15 protein-coding genes and 1 tRNA gene are annotated in these 19,577 nt (G+C 69.5%); 8 read left to right on the forward strand and 8 right to left on the reverse strand.

Annotated elements, in window-relative coordinates:
* Positions 1–6 precede the first annotated feature (6 nt).
* On the forward strand, positions 7–900 hold the full coding sequence (locus tag MICNX66_RS00095; RefSeq protein WP_187662800.1) for a rhomboid family intramembrane serine protease: 894 nt from the start codon (positions 7–9) through the stop codon (positions 898–900).
* Positions 901–1,051: 151 nt separating this feature from the next.
* On the opposite strand, the gene MICNX66_RS00100 is transcribed toward MICNX66_RS00095, so the two are convergent.
* Positions 1,052–1,291, reverse strand: coding sequence for a cell division protein CrgA (locus tag MICNX66_RS00100; RefSeq protein WP_025102888.1), 240 nt, complete (start codon positions 1,289–1,291; stop codon positions 1,052–1,054).
* A 104-nt stretch (positions 1,292–1,395) separates the two neighbouring features.
* Between MICNX66_RS00100 and MICNX66_RS00105 the strand changes: the two genes are divergently transcribed.
* Genes MICNX66_RS00105 through MICNX66_RS00115 form a run of 3 tightly spaced genes read left to right on the forward strand, consistent with a single transcriptional unit; the run spans position 1,396 to position 3,000 of the window.
* Positions 1,396–2,190, forward strand: coding sequence for a class E sortase (locus MICNX66_RS00105; RefSeq protein ID WP_187662801.1), 795 nt, complete (start codon positions 1,396–1,398; stop codon positions 2,188–2,190).
* A 25-nt stretch (positions 2,191–2,215) separates the two neighbouring features.
* On the forward strand, positions 2,216–2,371 hold the full coding sequence (locus MICNX66_RS00110) for a DUF4175 domain-containing protein (RefSeq protein ID WP_136051341.1): 156 nt from the start codon (positions 2,216–2,218) through the stop codon (positions 2,369–2,371).
* Positions 2,368–3,000 carry an anthranilate synthase component II gene (locus MICNX66_RS00115; RefSeq protein ID WP_187662802.1) on the forward strand — a complete coding sequence of 211 codons (633 nt, stop codon included), beginning with the start codon at positions 2,368–2,370 and terminating at the stop codon, positions 2,998–3,000. Before MICNX66_RS00110 ends, MICNX66_RS00115 begins: the two co-directional genes overlap by 4 nt.
* Positions 3,001–3,019: 19 nt before the next feature.
* Here the strand turns inward: MICNX66_RS00115 and pknB are convergent, their stop codons facing one another.
* From pknB to MICNX66_RS00150, 7 genes are read right to left on the reverse strand one after another with little or no spacing between them, the layout of a single operon-like run.
* Positions 3,020–4,711 (reverse strand): Stk1 family PASTA domain-containing Ser/Thr kinase, encoded by a 1,692-nt coding sequence (pknB, locus tag MICNX66_RS00120; protein ID WP_187662803.1) that lies wholly within the window; start codon positions 4,709–4,711, stop codon positions 3,020–3,022.
* A gap of 45 nt (positions 4,712–4,756) precedes the next feature.
* A complete protein-coding gene (locus MICNX66_RS00125) occupies positions 4,757–6,508 on the reverse strand; it encodes a serine/threonine-protein kinase (RefSeq protein ID WP_232089135.1) in 1,752 nt (583 codons plus the stop codon).
* On the reverse strand, positions 6,505–7,959 hold the full coding sequence (locus tag MICNX66_RS00130; RefSeq protein ID WP_187662804.1) for a peptidoglycan D,D-transpeptidase FtsI family protein: 1,455 nt from the start codon (positions 7,957–7,959) through the stop codon (positions 6,505–6,507). The genes MICNX66_RS00125 and MICNX66_RS00130 overlap by 4 nt, the downstream gene beginning before the upstream one ends.
* Before the next feature lies 1 nt (position 7,960).
* Positions 7,961–9,346 carry an FtsW/RodA/SpoVE family cell cycle protein gene (locus tag MICNX66_RS00135; RefSeq protein WP_187662805.1) on the reverse strand — a complete coding sequence of 462 codons (1,386 nt, stop codon included), beginning with the start codon at positions 9,344–9,346 and terminating at the stop codon, positions 7,961–7,963.
* A complete protein-coding gene (locus MICNX66_RS00140; RefSeq protein ID WP_060922719.1) occupies positions 9,343–10,647 on the reverse strand; it encodes a PP2C family protein-serine/threonine phosphatase in 1,305 nt (434 codons plus the stop codon). Before MICNX66_RS00140 ends, MICNX66_RS00135 begins: the two co-directional genes overlap by 4 nt.
* A gap of 7 nt (positions 10,648–10,654) precedes the next feature.
* Positions 10,655–11,173, reverse strand: a complete 519-nt coding sequence (locus MICNX66_RS00145; protein ID WP_187662806.1) for an FHA domain-containing protein FhaB/FipA — start codon at positions 11,171–11,173, stop codon at positions 10,655–10,657.
* Complete coding sequence (locus MICNX66_RS00150; protein WP_025102897.1) at positions 11,170–11,895, reverse strand: FhaA domain-containing protein; 726 nt, start codon at positions 11,893–11,895, stop codon at positions 11,170–11,172. The genes MICNX66_RS00145 and MICNX66_RS00150 overlap by 4 nt, the downstream gene beginning before the upstream one ends.
* A gap of 145 nt (positions 11,896–12,040) precedes the next feature.
* Between MICNX66_RS00150 and MICNX66_RS00155 the strand changes: the two genes are divergently transcribed.
* The 4 genes from MICNX66_RS00155 (at position 12,041) to MICNX66_RS00170 (ending at position 19,527) form a co-directional block, all read left to right on the forward strand.
* Positions 12,041–12,123: transfer RNA gene (locus MICNX66_RS00155), tRNA-Leu, on the forward strand.
* A gap of 87 nt (positions 12,124–12,210) precedes the next feature.
* A complete protein-coding gene (locus MICNX66_RS00160) occupies positions 12,211–12,672 on the forward strand; it encodes a hypothetical protein (RefSeq protein WP_187662807.1) in 462 nt (153 codons plus the stop codon).
* 121 nt (positions 12,673–12,793) lie between these two features.
* Entirely contained in the window at positions 12,794–19,246 is a 6,453-nt protein-coding gene (locus MICNX66_RS00165; RefSeq protein ID WP_187662808.1) for a DUF7507 domain-containing protein, read from the forward strand.
* Positions 19,180–19,527: a DUF7507 domain-containing protein gene (locus MICNX66_RS00170; RefSeq protein ID WP_442922889.1), complete on the forward strand. Its 348-nt coding sequence runs from the start codon at positions 19,180–19,182 to the stop codon at positions 19,525–19,527. The genes MICNX66_RS00165 and MICNX66_RS00170 overlap by 67 nt, the downstream gene beginning before the upstream one ends.
* Positions 19,528–19,577: the final 50 nt, after the last annotated feature.

The following is a 19,577-nucleotide window of genomic DNA, read 5'->3' on the forward strand; positions in this document are numbered from 1 at the left end:
ATCCGGATGACGACGCCCGAGTTCACGAACAACCGTGAGAACTTCTGCTACCGGCATCCGGATCGGCAGAGCTTCGTGCTCTGCCAGCGGTGCCTTCGGACGATCTGCCCGGAGTGCCAGACGCCTGCCCCGGTCGGCGTCATCTGCCCGGAGTGCATGAACGCGGAGCGCAAGAACCGCACCCCTGCGCAGAAGAAGGCCGCGCGTCGGTGGCGTGGCGGTGGGGCCGCCACCATGGGTGCCGTGCGCAGCGGCAAGCCCGTGGTCACGTACGCGCTGCTCGCGGTGACGTCGTTCATCGGCCTCGTGCAGCTCATCCCCGGGCTCAACGCCCCGATCATCCAGGCCCTCGGCTTCTACGCGCCGTTCCTGTACCCGAACCTCTCCCTCCTGCCGTTCGAGCCGTGGCGGTTGCTGACGGTGCTTTTCGTGCACGGCGGCTTCGTGCATCTCGCCCTGAACATGCTCGCGCTGTGGATGCTCGGACAGAATCTCGAACCGATGCTCGGTCGCGTCCGCTACCTCGCGCTGTATCTCATCAGCGGTCTCGGCGGTTCGGTCATGGTGGCCGTTCTCGCGCCGGAGACGTGGACGGTCGGCGCCTCGGGGGCGATCTTCGGACTCCTGGCGTCGCTCCTGATCATCGGACGGCACATCGGGGCGAACGTCACCGGCATCCTCGTCATCCTCGGCATCAACTTCGCCTTCGGATTCTTCGCGGGCGGCATCTCCTGGCAGGCGCACCTCGGCGGCGCGATCACGGGTGCTCTCGTGGCGCTGATCTACGTCCGCACGAAGCGCCGCGATCAGCGGACCTGGCAGATCGTGTCGCTCGCAGCCCTGGTGGTGCTGTTGATCGTCGTGGTCGCCGTGGTACCGCCGCTGATCCTTTTGGCCTGATCCCGAGTTGTTAACAGGGTTGTTAACCCCTGTGAATAACATCGTTGTAATTCTCCCCAATGTGGGGATAACCTGTGGATAACTTCCGCTTCGCTCCACAGACGAAAACCCCCCGCCGAAGAGGCGAGGGGTTTTCCGTCGTTCTGCGCGGTCAGCGCCAGCGTGTGGTCATGAGGAAGCCGATGAGGGCGATGCCCAGGCCGATGGCCAGATTCCAGTTGTCGAGACCGGGGATGGGGAACTGCATGCCCGAGATGTAGAAGACGAGGATCCACGCGAGGCCGAGGAGCATGAAGCCGATCATCACCGGCTTGAACCAGACGGCGTTGGGAGCGGCGTCGCCTTCGGCGCGCTCGACGGCGGGTTCTTCGGTCTTGCGGTCACGTGCCATGCCGTCATTGTACCCGGGAGACCTCGGCGCCGACGAGCCGTCAGGGCGCGGATCGGCGATGCCCCGTCTCCTGCTGCACAGGTCGGACGGATATGATCACGCCCATGACTGCATCTGTCGCGCCTGGGGGGCGGCGCGAACGGCGGCAGCGGCCACGGTCGCGAGCCACGTTCGCTAGCGTGCTCGGCGAACTGCTCCTGACCGCGGGCGTCGTCGTCCTCCTCTTCGTCGCCTGGCAGATGTGGATCGGCGACATCATCATCGCGGCCCAGAAGAACGAGGAAGGTGCCGCGATCTCGCAGCAGCTCGCCGCGGGGGAGGCACCGGAACTGCCGCCGCTGGTCGAGACGGACGACGGCGAGACCGTGTACGAGGCGCCCGTCCCCACGGCGCCGGCCGACGGGGAGTGGTTCGGTCAGATGCACATCCCCCGATTCGGGGCCGACTACAACTTCGGCATCTACGGGGGCACGAGTCGCGCGCGCACCCTCGACCAGAAGGGCATCGGCGTCTACACGCAGTCGAAGATGCCCGGAGAGGTGGGGAACTTCTCGCTCGCCGGCCACCGGACGACCTGGGGGAAGCCGTTCAACCAGCTCGACAAGCTGCACGTGGGCGACGCGATCGTGGTGGAGACGCCCGACGGCTGGTACACCTACCGGTTCCGCACCCTGGAGTATGTGAAGCCGACGCAGACCGACGTGCTCGCCGACGTGCCGCAGATGCCGGAGCAGCAGACCGGCGAGCAGTACATCACACTGACGGCGTGCTCGCCGCTGTACTCGCTCGCCGAGCGCATCGTCGCCTACGGGGTGTTCGAGAGCTTCCAGCCTCGGGCCGAGGGGCCTCCGTCCGCCCTCACCGACCCACCGCCCCCGCCGGCCGCGCCGTCCGTCTGACCCGCCACCAGGAGAGAGAAGACCCATGTACGCCGCACTCTGGCGCCTGCTGCCCGGCCCGTGGTGGCTGCGCGTCCTCATCCTGCTCGTGGTGATCGCCGCGGTGCTCTACGCGTTGTTCTGGTACGTGTTCCCGTGGGTCAGCCCGCTCATCGCGCCGGGCGAAGTCGACGTCGAATGACCAGGGTGCTCGTGGTCGACAACCACGACAGCTTCGTGCACACCCTCGTGGGCTACCTCCGGGAACTCGGCGCCGACACCACGCTGGTGGAGTCGGACGCGACCGACCCGGCCGGGATCGACGCGCTTCTCGGCGCGCATGACGCCCTCCTGCTCTCTCCGGGGCCGGGGGCGCCCGCCGATGCCGGCGTCTCGGTCGACGCGGCACGCATCGCGATGCGGCGGGGAGTGCCCACCCTCGGAGTATGTCTCGGGCACCAGGTCATCGGGGCCGCATTCGGCACGGCCGTCGGTTCCGCCCCCGAGGTGATGCACGGCATGGTCTCGGCCGTCCGGCATGACGGCTCCGAGCTGTTCGCGGGTCTGCCCTCACCCTTCGACGTCGGGCGCTACCACTCGCTCGCTCTCGCGGCGGGTGACCTTCCCGCCGACCTCATCGTGACCGCGACCGCCCCCGACGGCACCGTCATGGCGCTCGCGCACCGGACACTGCCGGTGCACGGGGTGCAGTTCCACCCGGAGAGCGTCCTCACCCCAGGGGGCTACCGGCTCCTCGCCAACTGGCTCCGGCTGTGCGGCGACGAGGAGGCCGTCACCCGCTCCGTCCGCCTCGACCCGCTCGCACGCTGAACCGCCGCGGAGTGTCGCGTCAGGATCCGGTGCAGTAGCGGAGTTCGACCGACGACCCGACGGGGACGTCGCCCGGCGCGACGGACATCGAGTGCACGGTCTCCGGATCCGTCGCCGGGCACTCCGGCGCCTCGGTCGGCACCGGGGTGAGCCCCAGGTCCTCGAGCGCCTGCGTGGCCGAGTCCAGGGACCAGCCGACGACGTTGTTCAGAGTGACCTTCCCGCTGGCCACCTCGAGGTTCACGACGGTGCCGGGAGCGACCTCGGCATCCGCCTCCTCGCTCGCCGTCATGACGGTGTTGGCGGCGAGGCCCTTGTCGTTGCGCTGCGTCACGGTGCCGAGTTCGAGGCCGGCGGCCTTCAACGCCTTCGTCGCGGCATCGAGGGACATCCCCTCGAGCTTCGGCACGACCACTGTCTCTTCGCCGGAGGACACGTAGAGGGTGACGGTCGAACCCTGCTCCACGGAGACGCCGCCCTCGGGGTCGGTGCGGATCACGTTGCCCTCGGCGATCGACGGGCTCGACTCGATGACGATCTTGGAGGAGAGATCCAGCTCAGCGAGATCGTCCTGTGCGCGCTCGGAGGCGACGTTCGTCAGGTCGGGGACGACTCGCGAGGTGCTGGGCACGTCGGCGGGACGCATGCTGATGGTCCAGACCCAGAACAGCACCGAGGCCAGGAGCACCGCCAGCAGGGCGACTCCCGCCCAGATCCAGGCGACGGGCGGTCCCGACTGCGTGCGTGCCATCGTGGTGTCGGTGCTGAGCTGACGCAGCGACCGCGCCGTCTCCTGCGCCTGGCGGGGGCTCGGGCCGTAGAGCTCGCTGGTCAGCGCGCCGATCTGCTTGCGGGTGGGTGCGGCGCCCGTCACCGCGGCATCCAGAGCGGCGCGGAAGTGCGCGGCATCCGGATACCGCTGGTACGGGTCCTTGGCGAGGGCACGCAGCACGATCGGGTCGAGGGCGGCGGGCGACTCCTCGTTGACCTCGGAGGGCGGGACCGGCGTCTCGCTGACGTGCTGGTAGGCCACGGCGACCGGCGACTCGCCACGGAACGGCTGTCGTCCCGTCAGCAGTTCGTAGAGCACGACCCCTGTGGAGTAGAGGTCGGCACGGGCGTCGACCGGTTCGCCCTTGGCCTGCTCGGGGGAGAAGTACGCGGCGGTGCCGATGATCTGAGTGGTCTCGGCCACCGTCGAGGACGAGTCGGACACCGCGCGCGCGATGCCGAAGTCCATGACCTTCACCTGGCCCTTGTCGGTGACCATGACGTTGCCGGGCTTGATGTCGCGGTGCACGACGCCCGCGCGATGCGAGTAGTCCAGCGCTTCGAGGATGCCGTCGACGTAGCGCACCGCGTCCTCGACGGGAACCGGACCGTCGGCGATGATCTTCTTGAGCAGGGTGCCCTTGACCAGCTCCATCACGATGTACGGCGGCTCGTCCGAGGAACTGTCGACCGTCGACGGATCACCGGCGTCGTACACACGGACGATCGACGGGTGCGACATGCGCGACGCCGACTGCGCCTCCAGGCGGAACCGCGTGCGGAAACTGGTGTCGCGGGCGAGATCGGGATCGAGGATCTTGATCGCGATCTCGCGGCCGAGGGTCAGGTCGTACCCGCGGTACACCTTCGCCATCCCGCCGTGTCCGATGAGCTCGTCGACGCGGTACCGGCCCGCGATGACTTGTGGCTCTGTGGACACGGATGACCCCCCTGGAAACGACTGCGGCTGGACTGGATACTCAGGCTACCCTTGGGCGCCGTCGCCGCCGTCACCCTCGCCGTCCTCCGGTGCCACGATCGTGACGGAGAGCGGGGGAGAGGCGTTCGACGTGCGCTGGTCGCCACCGGAGCACAGGCCTTGATACGTCGCGATGAGCTGCTGTCCCACGGCGTCGCCGACGGTCACCTGCGCGTTGCGCTGCGTCGGCTGGAAGTTCGGGCCGCCGGAGGCGAAGGTGCCGTTCTGCAGCGAGACGACGTAGCCGGACAGCGTCGTGCCACTGGGGCAGGTGAAACCGGTGCCCCAGGAGATCGTCACGGTGCTGCCCGCCACCGGGTCGCCGGTGATCGTCGGCTGGTCGGTCGGCGTCGGCAGCGGCGTGCGGCCGGCGTAGACCGTGAGCGCGATCGGGGTCGTCGTGGCGACGTTCCCCTCCGGCTGCACCCGGTAGACCTTGCCGACGTCGCCGTCGCTCGGGGCGGGGTCGCCCTCACCGCAGGCGATGTCGGAGAACCCGGCCTCCTTGAGCGTCGCGGTCGCGGTGCCGCAGTCCATGCCGTTGAGACCGAGGGCGGTCACGTCGACGCGGGTCTCGTCGGGCGTGGGCTCCTGCGAGGGCGTCTGCGTCTGGGTCTGCGTGGGGGTGCGGCTCGCGGACCCGGTGGGGTCGGGGTCGGCATCCTTGCCCTGGTTGCCGAACAGCGCCCACAGCGTGCCGGCGACGACGATGAGCAGCAGGACCAGCAGCGCGATGAGCGGCCAGGTCCAGGCGCTCTTCTTCTTCTTTTTCTTCTCCTGCTCCTCCGCGGCGGCCTCGTCGGTGGGAAGCTGCGCGGTGGTGGGGAGGATGCGTGTCGTGCCGTCGTCACCGGTCGCGGTGAGCATGCGCGTGGCGTCGTCGTCGCCGGCGATGCCGCCCGTCGCGATGGCGGGCACGGCGATGGCCGCGGAGTTCAGGTCTCCGCGACGCAGGGCCTGGGCCGCACGAGCGACCGTGGCCGAGGAGGACGGGCGGTCCGCCGGCTTCTTCGCGATCATCGCCATGACGAGGTTCTGCACCGGGATCGGGACCGTCGGCGGCAGCGGCGGCGGCTGCTCGTTGATCTGCGCCATGGCGATCGCGACCTGCGACTCGCCCGTGAAGGGGCGCTTGCCGGCGAGGCACTCGTACGCGACGATGCCGAGCGAGTACGTGTCGGTCGCGGGGGAGGCCGGGTGACCCGACGCCTGCTCCGGCGACAGGTACTGCACCGTGCCCATGACCTGACCGGTCGCGGTGAGCGGTACCTGATCGGCGATCCGGGCGATGCCGAAGTCGGTGATCTTCACACGGCCGTCGGGCGTGATGAGGAGGTTCCCGGGCTTGATGTCGCGGTGCACGAGACCCGCGGCGTGCGCGGCCTGGAGGGCCGAAGCGGTCTGCGCGACGATGTCGAGCGTCTTGTCGGCACTCAGTGCGCCGTCCCGCTCCAGGATCGTCGACAGGGCCTCACCCGGCACGAGCTCCATGACGAGGTAGGCGCTGCCGTTCTCCTCGCCGTAATCGAACACGCTGGCGATGCCCTCGTGGTTGACGAGCGCAGCATGACGCGCTTCCGCGCGGAACCGCTCGAGGAACCCGGGGTCCCCCATGTACTCGTCCTTGAGGATCTTGATGGCGACGGTGCGTCCGATGACGTGATCCGTCGCCTCCCACACCTCGCCCATGCCGCCGATCGCAATCCGCGACTGCAGCTCGTAGCGACCACCGAACGACACACCCTGCGTCGGCCTCATCTGCCCAGCACCGCCTCTATGACCTTCTTCGCAATCGGAGCGGCGATGGTGTCCCCGCTTCCTGATTGACCCTGTCCGCCGCCGTTCTCGACGACGACCGCTACCGCGACCGCGGGGTCGTCCGCGGGGGCGAACCCCGTGAACCACAGCGTGTGCGGCCTGTTTCCGTTCTCCGCCGTTCCGGTCTTACCGGCCACGTCGACCCCGTCTATTCTTGCACCCTGCGCCGCGCCGTTTGAGACGCTCGCGACCATGGCGGAGGTCACCTCGTCGGCGACGTCCGGCTCCATCGCGCGACCGAACTCGGTGCTGTCGAACGACCGGATCACCGAGAGGTCGTTGCCGATCACGGCGTCGACCATCTGCGGGTTCATGACGACGCCGTCGTTGGCGATGCCCGCGGAGACCACGGCGATCTGCAATGGCGTCGCGGTCACCTGCCCCTGCCCGAATCCGGTGAGGGCGGTCTGCGCGTCGTCGAGCCCCTGGGGGTAGCTCGAGGGCGTCGAGGTGAGCGGGATGTCGAAGCTGCGGTTGAACCCGAACTTCTCCGCCATCTCCCGGATCGTGTCATCGCCGAGCTCGACCGCGAGCTCGGCCATGGGGATGTTGCAGCTGAGACGGATCGCCTCGGCGATCGTGACCGTCGCGCCGGAGCCGCAGGTGCCGCCCCACGCGTTGGAGACGCGACTGTTCGAGCCCGGCAGCGTGTACGAGGCGGGGTTGGGGAGGGTCGACTCCGGCGTCCACTCTCCGCTGGCGTAGGCGGCCGCCGCCACGACGATCTTGAAGGTCGACCCCGGGGGATTGAGGTCGCCGGCGATCGCCCGGTTCGACAGCGGTTTGCCGGGGTCGGCCACGAGCTGGTCATAGGTCGCGTTGGCGGCGTTCGCGTCGTGGGTCGCCATGCTGTTCGTGTCGAAGCCGGGGGTGGACGCCAGTGCGAGGATGCGTCCGGTCTTCGGATCCATCGCCACGACGGCGCCCTGCAGGCCGTCCAGTGCCTCGGTGGCGGCGCGCTGCGCAGCCGTGTTCAAGGACAGCTCGACGCTGAACCCGCGCTGGGGCTGACCGGAGAGGATCCGCTCAATCTCCGCGAAGAACGCGTTCGAGCCGGTGCCCGAGAGATCGGCGTTCATCGCCTCCTCGATGCCGGTGCTGGAGCCGAGCGCGGGGTTGAAATAGCCGGTGACGGGCTCCCACATCTCGGCGTCGGTGTAGACGCGCTGGAACCGGTACGTGTCGTCGCTGGGGACCGAGTTGGCGATCGCGGTGCCGTCGACGATGATCGCGCCGCGCTGGATCTCGTAGCTGTCCAGCCGGGTGCGCTTGTTGTGCGGATTCTGCGACAGCCCGTCGGTCTCGACGACCTGGATCCAGCTCGTTGCGGCGAACAGCGCGATGAACATGAACAGCATGACGATGCTGAGTCTGCGGAGTTCTCGTGTCATGTCAGCCGATCACCACCCGGGGCTGACGGCGGACGCCGTCGGAGATGCGGAGGAGGAGTGCCACGATGAGCCAGTTCGCGACGAGCGACGAGCCACCGGCGGCGAGGAACGGGGTGGTCAGACCGGTCAGCGGGATGACCCGGGTGACGCCGCCGACCATGATGAACACCTGCAGCGCGATGGTGAACGACAGGCCCGTGGCGAGCAGCTTGCCGAAATCGTCCTGACCGGCGAGACCGATGCGGACGCCGCGGCTGACGAACACCATGTAGAGGCAGAGGATCGCGAACAGGCCGATGAGGCCGAGCTCCTCGCCCAGGCTCGTGATGATGTAGTCGCTGTGCGCGAGCGGCGTGATCTCCGGGCGGCCCTGCCCCCAGCCGGTGCCGATGAGGCCGCCGCGGGCGAGCCCGAACAAACCCTGCATGGGCTGGTATCCGGCGCCGTCGGGGTCGACCTTCGAGGAGTCGAACAGGAAGAGCCAGTTGACGAAGCGGCCCTGCACGTAGCTGAGGATCTGGGAGGCGACGGCGACGCCGGCGACCACGAGGCCGAGACCGATGAGCACCCAGCTCGTCTTGCCTGTCGCGACGTAGAGCATGGCCACGAACATGCCGAAGATGAGCGTTCCGGTACCGAGGTCGCGCTGGACGACGATGATGCCGAGCGAGACGAGCCAGACGACCAGCACCGGACCGAGCTCGCGCATCCGCGGCCAGGTGATCCCGAGCACCCGCTTGCCCACCGACGTCAGGCTCTCCCGCGTGCGCACGAGGTAGCCGGCGAAGAAGATCGCGAGACAGATCTTGGCGAGCTCTCCCGGCTGGAAGGCGAACATGCCGCCGAGCGAGACCCACACCTGTGCGTTGGCGTCGGGGATCCGCAGACCGGGGACGAACGGCAGGAGCAGGAGGAGGATTCCGGCGAGGCCGAAGATGTAGGTGTACCGGAACAGGATCCGGTAGTTACGCAGCAGGATGACCACCGTGATCGCCCCGGCCAGCGAGATGGCGGTCCAGGCGAGCTGTTTGGTGGAGTACGCGTTCCACCCGGTGTTCGCGAAGGCGATGTCGATCCGATAGATCATCGCGACGCCGAGTCCGGTGAGCAGCGTCGCGATCGGGACGACGAAGGGATCGGCGTCGGCGGCGACGAAGCGGAGCACGATGTGCAGCGCGAACGCCAGAGCTGCCAGGCCGCCGCCGATCGCCAGGATCATCGGGTCGATGGTGCCGAGGGCGCCGAGCTGGACGAGGGTGAGGGCGGCGCCGCTGATCGCACAGGCGAAGAGGAGCAGCCAGAACTCGCGGTTGCGCTGCGTCTGCGGCATGCGCAGCCGGCGCAGCGCCTTGATGACCGTGGTGTCGGCCTGGACGTCGGTGCTCACCCGGCACCTCCCGACGGTGTGGCGCTCGGGGAGGGGAGCGGTGTGGGCAGCGGGGTCTGCTCGATGATGTTCGCCTCGGCGCCCGTGCGGAGACGGTCGACGATGGCCATCGCGTCGGAGAGCGAGCGTGCGCTGATCGTGCGCTCGACCGAGGCCCGCTGATACGGGGGCAGGTCGGCGAGGAGGATCTCGGTGTCCTCCACCGGCGTCGACAGCGTGATCGGACCGATGTTCTGCTGCACACCTTGGAAGATCACGACACTGTCCTCATCGGCGCCGATGAAGTAGCGCGTCTGCGTCCAGCTGTAGGCGGCGAACGCGGCGAAGCCCAGCATCGCGAGGACGACGAGGGTGCCGGCGATCCAGCCCAGCCGGCGGCGCTTGGCGCGACGGCGGTCCTCCTCGATCAGCTCCTCGAGGTACTCGGGTGCCGGCTCGAAGTGGCTCGGTTCATTCGCGGCCTGCCGCACCGGGTGCAGCCAGTTGCTCCGCGGGGCCCGCACCGGCGGCACGTAGACACCCGACGGGTTCGATGCCGCTCCGACGATCGTGGCGGTGCCGGAGTGGACGGGGTGCTGACCGCCGACGTCGACGATCACGATCGTGACATTGTCCGGGGCGCCGCCGTCGAGGGCCTGCTTGAGGAGGTTGTCCGCCGTGCGGCCGGGGGCGAGCCCGAGCTGCATGGCCTTGAGGATGCGGGCCTCGTCCACGACACCGGAGAGGCCGTCGGAGCACAGCAGCCAGCGGTCGCCGGGCTGCGCGTGCATGACGAACATGTCCAGCTCGGGGTCGGCGTCCATGTCGCTGAGCACGCGCATGAGCACGGAGCGCCGCGGGTGGTACCTGGCCTCTTCCGGCGTGATGCGGCCGGAGTCGACCAGGCGCTGCACGAAGGTGTGGTCGGCCGTGATCTGCGTCAGCGCGTCGTCGCGGTAGAGGTAGATGCGGGAGTCGCCGATGTGACCGATGACGGCATACTCGTCCACCATGATGATGGCGCTGAGCGTGGTGCCGAGCCCGGCGAGCTCCGGACGATCCTTGGCGGCGCGGATGAGGTCGCCCGCGGCGGTCGTGGCGGCGGCCTGGAGGGCGGCCTGCGCATCCTCCGTGGAGGAGTACGGCTGGTCCAGCGGCTCCATGCGCTGGATCGCGATGCTGGAGGCGACGTCGCCGCCCGCGTGCCCGCCCATGCCGTCGGCGACGACGAACAGGTTCGCCCCGGAGTACCCGGAGTCCTGGTTGTTGGAGCGGACCTTCCCGGTGTGGGAGATCGCGGCGCTCGAGCCTTCGAAGACCATGCCGGCGTCAGGCCCTCAACTCGAACGTCGTCGCGCCGACCTTGACCGGGGTGCCGAGGCTCAGGGAGACCGGGCCGCCCGTCACCCGCTGGCCGGCCACGAACGTGCCGTTCGTCGAGTCGAGGTCCTGGATCGCCCAGGTGTCACCGCGGAGTATGAGTCGGGCGTGATGGCTGGACGTGTAGTCGTCGCGGATCACGAGGGCGGATTCGCTGGAGCGGCCGATCGTCATCGCGTCGGAGCCGAGGGGGAGCTCGAGACCGGCCTTCGGCCCGGACGTGATCACGAGGCGCTTCGCCGTCGCCACGGTAGCGGGGCCGGTCGAGGGTCGCGCCGACGAGGGACGGGGCGGAGCGGTCGGTGCCGGAGCGGCAGCAGCGGGTGCTCCCGCGGTGGCCTCGGCGGGGAGCTTGCGAGCACGCACTCCGAACAGGTCGGCGCGCAGGGAGTAGACGACCCCGAACACGAAGAACCACATCAGCACGAGGAAGCCGATGCGGAGCAGGAGCAGGACCAGTTCGCTCATCCGAGGGCTCCGAACACGCGGGTCGCGTCATCGTCGGGGCGAGACGACCGCGACGGGGTGGCGACGGGGACGATGCGGAACACGAGGTCGGTGCGACCGATCGTGATCGTGGTGTCGGAGGGGAGGGCGGCTTCGCGGAGCTTCTGCCCGTCGACCTTCGTGCCGTTGGTGGATCCCATGTCGCGGAGCATGGCGCGCTCGCCGTCCCAGAGGATCTCGGCGTGCCGACGGCTCGATCCCGCATCGGCGATGGTGATGTCGGCGTCGGAGCCGCGGCCGATCACGGTGCGGGCACGGGTGAGGGTGTGCCGGCGTCCGTCGACGTCGACCACGGCCTGCCAGCTCACGCGTCCTTCGACGGTGCCCGAGGTGACGCGCACGGTGCCGGTGGCGACCTTGTCGTCCGCCTCGAGTGTGAGGGACAGCGGGCCGGCGAAGCTGTAGCCCTGCGACTTCGCGTGCTTCGTGAGGAGGGCGTGCAGCTCGTCCGTCAGCGCGCCGCCGAGCCCGCGCATGCGCTCCGCGTCGTCGGGGCTCAGACGCACGACGTAGTTGTTGGGCGCGATGATGCGGTCACGGCTCACCACGGCCGCAGTGGTATCCGCCTCGCGTCGCAGCGCCGAAGCGATCTCCACGGGCTGGATGCCGCTGCGGAAGGTCTTCGCGAACGCGCTGTTCACTGCGCGCTCGAGACCCTTCTCAAAGCTGTCAAGTAGTCCCACTGGGCTCCTCTGGCATGCCGACCGGTAGGGACATCGTAGCCAGGTGACCTGGGGGAACGCCGCCGACGCCCCTCCCGGGGGTGTGCAACGAGGCCGAAAACGCGTGATATCCTCGGAAAGTTGAGTTCTTCGGAACGAGACGCTCGCGCGAGTGGCGGAATGGTAGACGCGCTGGCTTCAGGTGCCAGTGTCCTTATGGACGTGGGGGTTCAAGTCCCCCCTCGCGCACAGCGAGACATTCATGAAAGAGTCGGTCAGAGTCTGACCGGCTCTTTCTTCTTCTCCGCCGCGAACGCCCATCGATCGGTCTCACGCATGACCCCTTGGATGCACACCGTCGGACTCATCCTCGTCCGCATCGTCTTCCCCGGCGTCCTGGGCCTCATCAGTGGGCTGCTGCTCTGGTTGGGCATGCTCGAACGGGACGACGCGCCCGGGTTCGCCTGGGTGATGATCGCGACAGGGGGAGCAGGGGTCCTGGTGTCCCTCGCCGTGCTCTGGCGACTCAACAACGCGCGCGGTCGCGAGGATTTCCGGTGGTACGTCGTGCCGGAGGGCGAGGTGGAGGAGGCCGCCCCGCCGGAGCCGCTCTCGGACGAGGACAGGGAGCGCCTCACCCGTGAACTGGCCGAGGTGAACCGCCGGTGGCGAGAGGCACTGGAGGCGGGTTTCCTCTCCGGCGGCTCGCTCGCCGCCCACGAGATCCGTGCGGAACTCGAGGAGCGCGCCGCGGTTCTGCGCCACCGACTCGGCCTGTCCGCCGAGCAGGAGAACTGACTCACGTCCTCATCCTGGAGGGACGAAAGTCACCCTGGAGTTCCCTGATCGCTCCCCCTACTCTCAGCCGTATCCCAGTTCGGAGGGGTGGGTGAACTGGGCACGGAACAGGGGAGTGTCCATGCAGTTCTCTCTGCATACGAATTCCGAACGCGAACAGAAGAACAAGGACCGGAGAACGCGACGACGCCTGCTGTCGCCGCGACGACCGTGGGCGGTGGCGACGATGCTGGCCCTCGTGCTCGGGTCGCTCGTCGCGCCCGTGCTGCCCGCGACGGCAGCCCCTGGTGACCCGGCGCAGCTGTACCTCGGCGTCTCGTACGAAGGTCCGATCGTCGGCTCCGACAAGGACCTCACGGCACCCACGGAGTGTCCGGCGAACTCGGTCCTCACCGCGGTGCAGACGGAGAACCGGACGGCGGAGGCCCCCGGCGCGACCGGCAACTCGATCCTCACGCGCTTCAGCCTGCAGTGCTCCACGATCACCGTGAGCAACGCGGGCGTCGTCACCGCGACGGTGAACCCCACCTGGATCACCGGACCGGTCTACGACCAGAGTCGCGGCAACGTGCAGACCGCGACGTGCCCCGCGAACACTTTCGTGCACCGCATCACCGGCACGACCTTCGTCGGCGACAACGGGGCGCGCTGGCCCTCCTCGGTGCAGATCACGTGTCGTCCGATGACCTTCACGGCGACCGGCGAGCTGCGGGTCAACCTCGCGGCGACCCCCACCGTCCTCACCGCAGGCCAGAACTTCAACACCAACGGCGGTCTCGACACGCCGACACCCCGATGCGGCCCCGCCGGGACGACCGGAACGAGCGACGTCGTCGTGCGCGGCTACCGGGCTCAGAGCGGTGGCGAGGGCATCGACGGCTTCAATCCCTCCTGTACGACCATCCCCGACGACTTCGGCGATGCGCCGGCCAGCTACGGATCGGTCTCCCAGGAGCTCAATGCGGCGACGTATCTGGGGTGGTCGGCCGATGCCGAAGGCGCCATGCAGTACAGCGCGACCGCCACGGGCGACAACGCGGTCGGCGGCACGGCCCCCAACCAGACCATCAACGACGAGACGGGCGTGGCGTCGTTCGGGCCGATCATGGCCAGCGTGACCAACACCTATTCCGTGTCGGTGCTGGCCTCGAACAAGGTGCCCGGCGTGCCGGCGACTTTGGTCGGCTGGATCGACTTCAACCGCAACGGCGTGTTCGACGCGAACGAGGGTGCCACCGCGGCGGTGCCCGCAGGGACGGCGGACGGCTCGTCGGTGACGCTGAACTGGTCCGGCATCGCCTCCCAGACGGTGGGCGGGCAGACGTTCGCGCGGTTCCGCATCCAGAGCGGGACGGGTCTGACCACGGCGACCCCGACGGGGACCGGCGGCCCGGGTGAGGTGGAGGACTATGCCCTCGCGATCACGGCTCCGGCGCCGTCTCTGGCGTTGACGAAGACGGTCACGCCGACCACCGCCAGTGCGGCGGGGGACACGGTGACCTACTCGTTCGCGGTCTCCAACACCGGCAACGTCGCCGTCTCGGGTCTCGGCATCCGCGAGTCCGCGTTCAGCGGCACCGGGACGCTCGGGGCGGTGAGCTGCGCGGCGACGACGCTCGCCGTGGGGCAGAACACCACCTGTACGGCGGCATACACGCTGACGCAGGCGGACATCGATGCGGGCACGGTGACGAACACCGCGCTCGCGACCGGTACCTCTGAAGCGAACACCGGTGTGGAGAGCAACCCGAGCACCGCGACGGTCACGACGACCCGCACCCCGGCGCTCACGGTCGTGAAGTCGGCGACCCCGTCCGGACCGGACGACTTCACGGTCGGACAGGTGATCGACTACTCGTTCATCGTGACCAACACGGGCACCGTGACCGTCTCGAACATCGCGGTGAACGAGACGGCGTTCACGGGTTCCGGCTCCCTGTCGACGATCGAGTGCCCGGTCGCCCCCCTCGCCCCGGGTGCGCAGACGACCTGTAGCGCGAGGTACACCCTGACGCAGACGGACGTGGACGGGGGATCGGTCAGCAACACCGCGACCGCCACCGGTGTGCCGCCGGGGTCGCTGACGCCACCGGTGTCGCCGCCGTCGACCGTGCGCGTGCCGGTGGACCCGGCTCCGGCGATCTCGCTGGAGAAGAGCTCCGAGACGACCGCGATCACCGGCGCCGGACAGACGATCGACTACTCCTTCCTCGTCACGAACACCGGGAACGTGACCCTGACCGACGTGGGCATCGATGAGGAGGCCTTCTCGGGCACCGGGGCGCTGGACGTGAGCTGCCCGGCCGGCGCCGGATCCCTCGCCCCGGGAGCCGAGGTCACCTGCACCGCGAGCTACACCGTGACCGCCGCGGACTACAACACGTCCGCGCTCACGAACACGGCCACCGCGACGGGCACGCCGCCGACCGGCACGGCACCGGTGTCCTCGCCGTCCACCGTCGAGATCCCCGTCACCTCCGCTCCGGCGCTCACGGTGACGAAGTCGGCGGACCGCACGGAGATCACCGCCGCGGGTCAGACCATCACCTACTCCTTCCTCATCACCAACACCGGAAACGTGCCGATCGCCGACGTCGGGGTGACGGAGACCACCTTCACCGGCACGGGTACGGCTCCTGTCATCACCTGCCCCGCGGCCGCCGCATCGCTGGCTCCGGGTGCGCAGGTGACGTGCACCGCTCCCTACGTGGTGACCCAAGCCGACATCGACGCGGGCGGGGTGACCAACACCGCGACCGTGACCGGGGAGCCGCCCACGGGCGAACCGCCGGTGTCACCGCCCTCGACCGTGGTGGTCCCTGCGGACGAGACGCCCGCGATCAGCCTCGTCAAGACCGCCGACCCGACGTCGATCACCGCCGCCGGCGCGACCGTCGACTACGCGTTCCTCGTGACCAACACCGGCAACGTGACCCTGACCGACATCTCCGTGGCCGAGACCGCGTTCTCCGGCACGGGCACGGCCCCTGTCATCACCTGTCCGGCCGCCGCCGCCACACTCGCTCCGGCCGCCCAGGTCACCTGCACCGCGTCCTACGATGCGACGCAGGCGGACGTCGACGCGGGTCAGGTGACCAACACCGCCACCGCGACGGGCACGCCGCCCCGCGACCTCGAGCCCCCGGTCTCCACCCCCTCCACCGCGATCGTCACCGTGCCGAGCAGCCCCGCCCTCACGGTCGCGAAGTCGGCCGACCGGACGGAGATCACGGCCGCGGGCCAGACCATCACCTACGCCTTCCTCGTCACCAACACCGGCAACGTGACCATCGCGGACGTGACCGTCGACGAGGTGTCGTTCACCGGGACCGGCGCGGCTCCGGTCGTCACCTGCCCCGCGGGCGCGGCATCGCTCGCGCCCGGGGCCCAGGTCACCTGCACTGCGACCTATGAGGTGACACAGGCCGACATCGACGCGGGCGGCGTGACGAACACCGCCACCGTGACCGGTGACCCGCCCGGAACCCTCGAGCCGCCGGTGTCGCCGCCCTCCGAGGTCGAGGTCCCGTCGATCGAGACGCCCGGGATCACCGTCGTGAAGTCGGCCGATCCTTCGACCGCCGCCGGCTACACGGTCGGAACGGAGATCACCTACACCTTCGTCGTCACGAACACCGGCAACGTGACCCTCACCGACGTGACGGTGGATGAGACGGCCTTCACGGGCTCGGGCGAGCTGTCGGCGATCACCTGTCCGGCGGGGGCCGCGGCGCTCGCGCCGGGGGCGCAGATCGCCTGCACCGCCACGTACACGCTGACGCAGACCGACGTCGACTCGGGGCAGCTGTCGAACACGGCGACGGCGACCGGAACGCCGCCTTCCGGCACGCCGCCGGTGTCGCCGCCGTCGACGGTGGAGATCCCGGGTGACCCGGCGCCGGCGCTGACCGTGGCGAAGACCGCGGATCGAACCGAGATCACGGCGGCGGGGCAGACGATCACCTATTCGTTCCTGGTGACCAACACCGGTAACGTCACGGTGCGCGACATGACCGTGGACGAGGGCACCTTCACGGGCACAGGGACGGCTCCCGTCGTGACCTGTCCGGCGGGTGCGGCCACCATGGCACCCGGGGCCCAGGTCACGTGCACCGCCGAGTACGTCGTCACGCAGGCGGACATCGATGCGGGCGGGGTGACGAACACCGCGACCGTGACGGGCACGCCGCCGTCGGGGGAGCCGCCGGTGTCGCCGCCGTCCGAGGTCGAGGTGCCGTCGGAGCCGTCGCCCGGCCTGTCGGTCTCGAAGACGGCGGACCGGACGGAGATCACGGCCGCCGGGCAGACGATCACCTATTCCTTCCTCGTCGTGAACACCGGCAACGTGACGCTGACGGATGTCGAGGTGACGGAGGCCTCGTTCACCGGCACAGGGACGGCACCCCTCATCGAGTGCCCGGCCGCGGTGGCGTCGCTCGCTCCGGGAGCCGAGGCGACCTGTACGGCGGAATACGTCGTCACCCAGGCGGACATCGATGCGGGCGGGGTGACGAACACCGCGACCGTGACGGGCACTCCGCCGTCGGGGGAGCCGCCGGAGTCCCCGCCGTCCGAGGCCGAGGTGCCGTCGACTCCGGCACCGGGACTGTCGGTGGTGAAGTCGTCCGACCGCACCACGATCACCGCAGCGGGCCAGACGATCACGTATTCCTTCCTCGTGACCAACACGGGGAACATGACGATCGCCGACGTGACGGTGGACGAGACGACCTTCACCGGAACCGGCACGGCTCCGGTCGTGACGTGTCCCGCCGCAGCCGCATCGCTCGCGCCGGGAGCCCAGGTCACCTGTACCGCGCCCTACGTGGTCACCCAGGCTGACCTGGATGGCGGCGGGGTGACGAACACCGCGACCGTGACCGGCACGCCGCCCACGGGCGAACCCCCGGTCTCACCGCCGTCGACCGTGCTGGTCCCCGGCGACCCGGCACCCGCGCTGACCGTGGCGAAGACGGCCGACCGGACGGAGATCACCGCCGCCGGGCAGACGATCACCTATTCGTTCCTCGTCACCAACACCGGAAACGTCACGCTCACGGAGGTGGGCGTGGACGAGGTCTCGTTCACCGGTACCGGCACCGCGCCGGTGGTGACCTGCCCCGCGGGAGCAGAATCGCTCGCCCCGGGGGCGGAGGTGACGTGCACCGCACCGTACGTCGTGACGCAGGCCGACATCGATGCGGGCGGTGTGACCAACACGGCCACGGGCACGGGAACGCCGCCGTCCGGGGAGCCGCCGGTGTCGCCGCCGTCGACGGTCAGGGTGCCGTCAGACGGGTCGCCGGCCCTCACGGTCGCCAAGACGGCGGACCTCACCGAGATCTCGGCCGCAGGGCAGACGATCACGTACTCGTTCCTCATCACCAACACGGGCAATCTGACGATGACGGACGTCGGTGTCGAGGAGGTGTCGTTCTCGGGGACGGGAACCGCGCCGGTGGTCACGTGTCCTGCCGAGGCGGCATCGGTGGCCCCGGGAGCGACGGTGACCTGCACCGCGCCGTACGTGGTCACCCAGGCCGATGTGGACGCCGGGCGACTGACGAACACGGCTGTCGCGACGGGGGAGCCCCCGACGGGACCGCCGACCAGCGAGCCGCCGGTCACGCCGCCGTCGACGGTCGAGGTCCCCGGCGACCGGAACCCGGCGATCACGGTCGTGAAGTCGGCCACCCCGAATGCTCCGGACTCCTATGTGGTGGGCCAGGAGGTCACGTACTCGTTCGTCGTGACCAACAGCGGCAACGTCACGCTGACGGATGTCGTGGTGAACGAGGGGGCGTTCTCGGGGACGGGGACGCTGTCGGCGATCGACTGCCCGGCAGGCACCGCATCGATGGCCCCCGGGGCGCAGCTCGTCTGCACCGCGTCGTACGTGCTGACGCAGGCGGACATCGACGCCGGTCAGGTGACGAACTCCGCCACGGCGACCGGCGTCCCGCCCGGGGATCTGCAGCCTCCCGTGTCGCCGCCGTCGGAGACGCGCGTCCCGGCGCTTCCCGCCCCCGGCCTGAACATCGTGAAGTCCGCGACCCCGGCCGTGATGACCACCGTGGGGGAGACTCTGGAGTACTCCTTCGTGGTCACCAACACGGGCAACGTGACGCTGGCGGACGTGGCCGTCGACGACACCGACTTCTCCGGGGAGGGCGAGCTGTCGGCGGTCACATGCCCGGATGAAGCGGCCCGCATCATCCCGGGGCAGACGGTGACCTGTACGGCGACGTACACGACCACTCAGGCCGACGTGGACTCCGGACGGCTGACGAACACCGCGACGGCCACGGCGACACCGCCCACGGGCACGCCGCCGGTGTCACCGCCGTCGACCGTGGAGGTGCCGTTCGACGGGACCAACTCCCTCGCGATCGAGAAGCGGGCGACGACCGTCGACGTCAACGCCAACCGGATCATCGACCTCGGCGATCGCGTGGAGTGGACGATCATCGTCACCAACACCGGGGCACAGACGGTTCCGACATCGCCGTGTCGGACCCGACGGCCGGTGCGGTCACCTGCCCGGCGACGAGCCTCGCCTCCGGGGAGCAGATGACATGCACGGTGCCCCCGCACACCATCGACGCCGCGGACGTGCGTCGCGGCGAGGTGCGAAACGTCGCGACGGTGACGGGGAACACGCCGGACGGGCCCATCGATCCGCCGACCTCGCAGACGATCACCCGAGTGGTCCCCACCCCGCCGACCGGTCTCGCGGTCACGGGCGGCACGCTGATGGCCGGAGGGCTCCTCCTCGGGGGAGTGATGGTCCTCGCCGGGCTGGGTCTCGGCCTCACCCGGGTGCGCCGGCGAGAGGAAGAGCAGGAGCAGCGCTGACCGAGAAGTGGTCCGTGGCGGGTGCGAATCACCCGCCACGGACGGTCGGG

Origin of the sequence: Microbacterium sp. Nx66 (assembly GCF_904066215.1) — a bacterium.
In the GTDB taxonomy this organism is placed as follows: domain Bacteria; phylum Actinomycetota; class Actinomycetes; order Actinomycetales; family Microbacteriaceae; genus Microbacterium; species Microbacterium meiriae.

Coding starts and splice junctions, on each gene's coding strand:
- MICNX66_RS00165 (WP_187662808.1), top strand. CDS start 12,794: ATGCAGTTCTCTCTGCATACGAATTCCGAACGCGAACAGAAGAACAAG.
- MICNX66_RS00110 (WP_136051341.1), top strand. CDS start 2,216: ATGTACGCCGCACTCTGGCGCCTGCTGCCCGGCCCGTGGTGGCTGCGC.
- MICNX66_RS00125 (WP_232089135.1), bottom strand. CDS start 6,508: ATGAGGCCGACGCAGGGTGTGTCGTTCGGTGGTCGCTACGAGCTGCAG.
- MICNX66_RS00100 (WP_025102888.1), bottom strand. CDS start 1,291: ATGGCACGTGACCGCAAGACCGAAGAACCCGCCGTCGAGCGCGCCGAA.
- MICNX66_RS00145 (WP_187662806.1), bottom strand. CDS start 11,173: ATGAGCGAACTGGTCCTGCTCCTGCTCCGCATCGGCTTCCTCGTGCTG.
- MICNX66_RS00105 (WP_187662801.1), top strand. CDS start 1,396: ATGACTGCATCTGTCGCGCCTGGGGGGCGGCGCGAACGGCGGCAGCGG.
- MICNX66_RS00095 (WP_187662800.1), top strand. CDS start 7: ATGACGACGCCCGAGTTCACGAACAACCGTGAGAACTTCTGCTACCGG.
- MICNX66_RS00140 (WP_060922719.1), bottom strand. CDS start 10,647: ATGGTCTTCGAAGGCTCGAGCGCCGCGATCTCCCACACCGGGAAGGTC.
- MICNX66_RS00160 (WP_187662807.1), top strand. CDS start 12,211: ATGACCCCTTGGATGCACACCGTCGGACTCATCCTCGTCCGCATCGTC.
- MICNX66_RS00130 (WP_187662804.1), bottom strand. CDS start 7,959: ATGACACGAGAACTCCGCAGACTCAGCATCGTCATGCTGTTCATGTTC.
- MICNX66_RS00115 (WP_187662802.1), top strand. CDS start 2,368: ATGACCAGGGTGCTCGTGGTCGACAACCACGACAGCTTCGTGCACACC.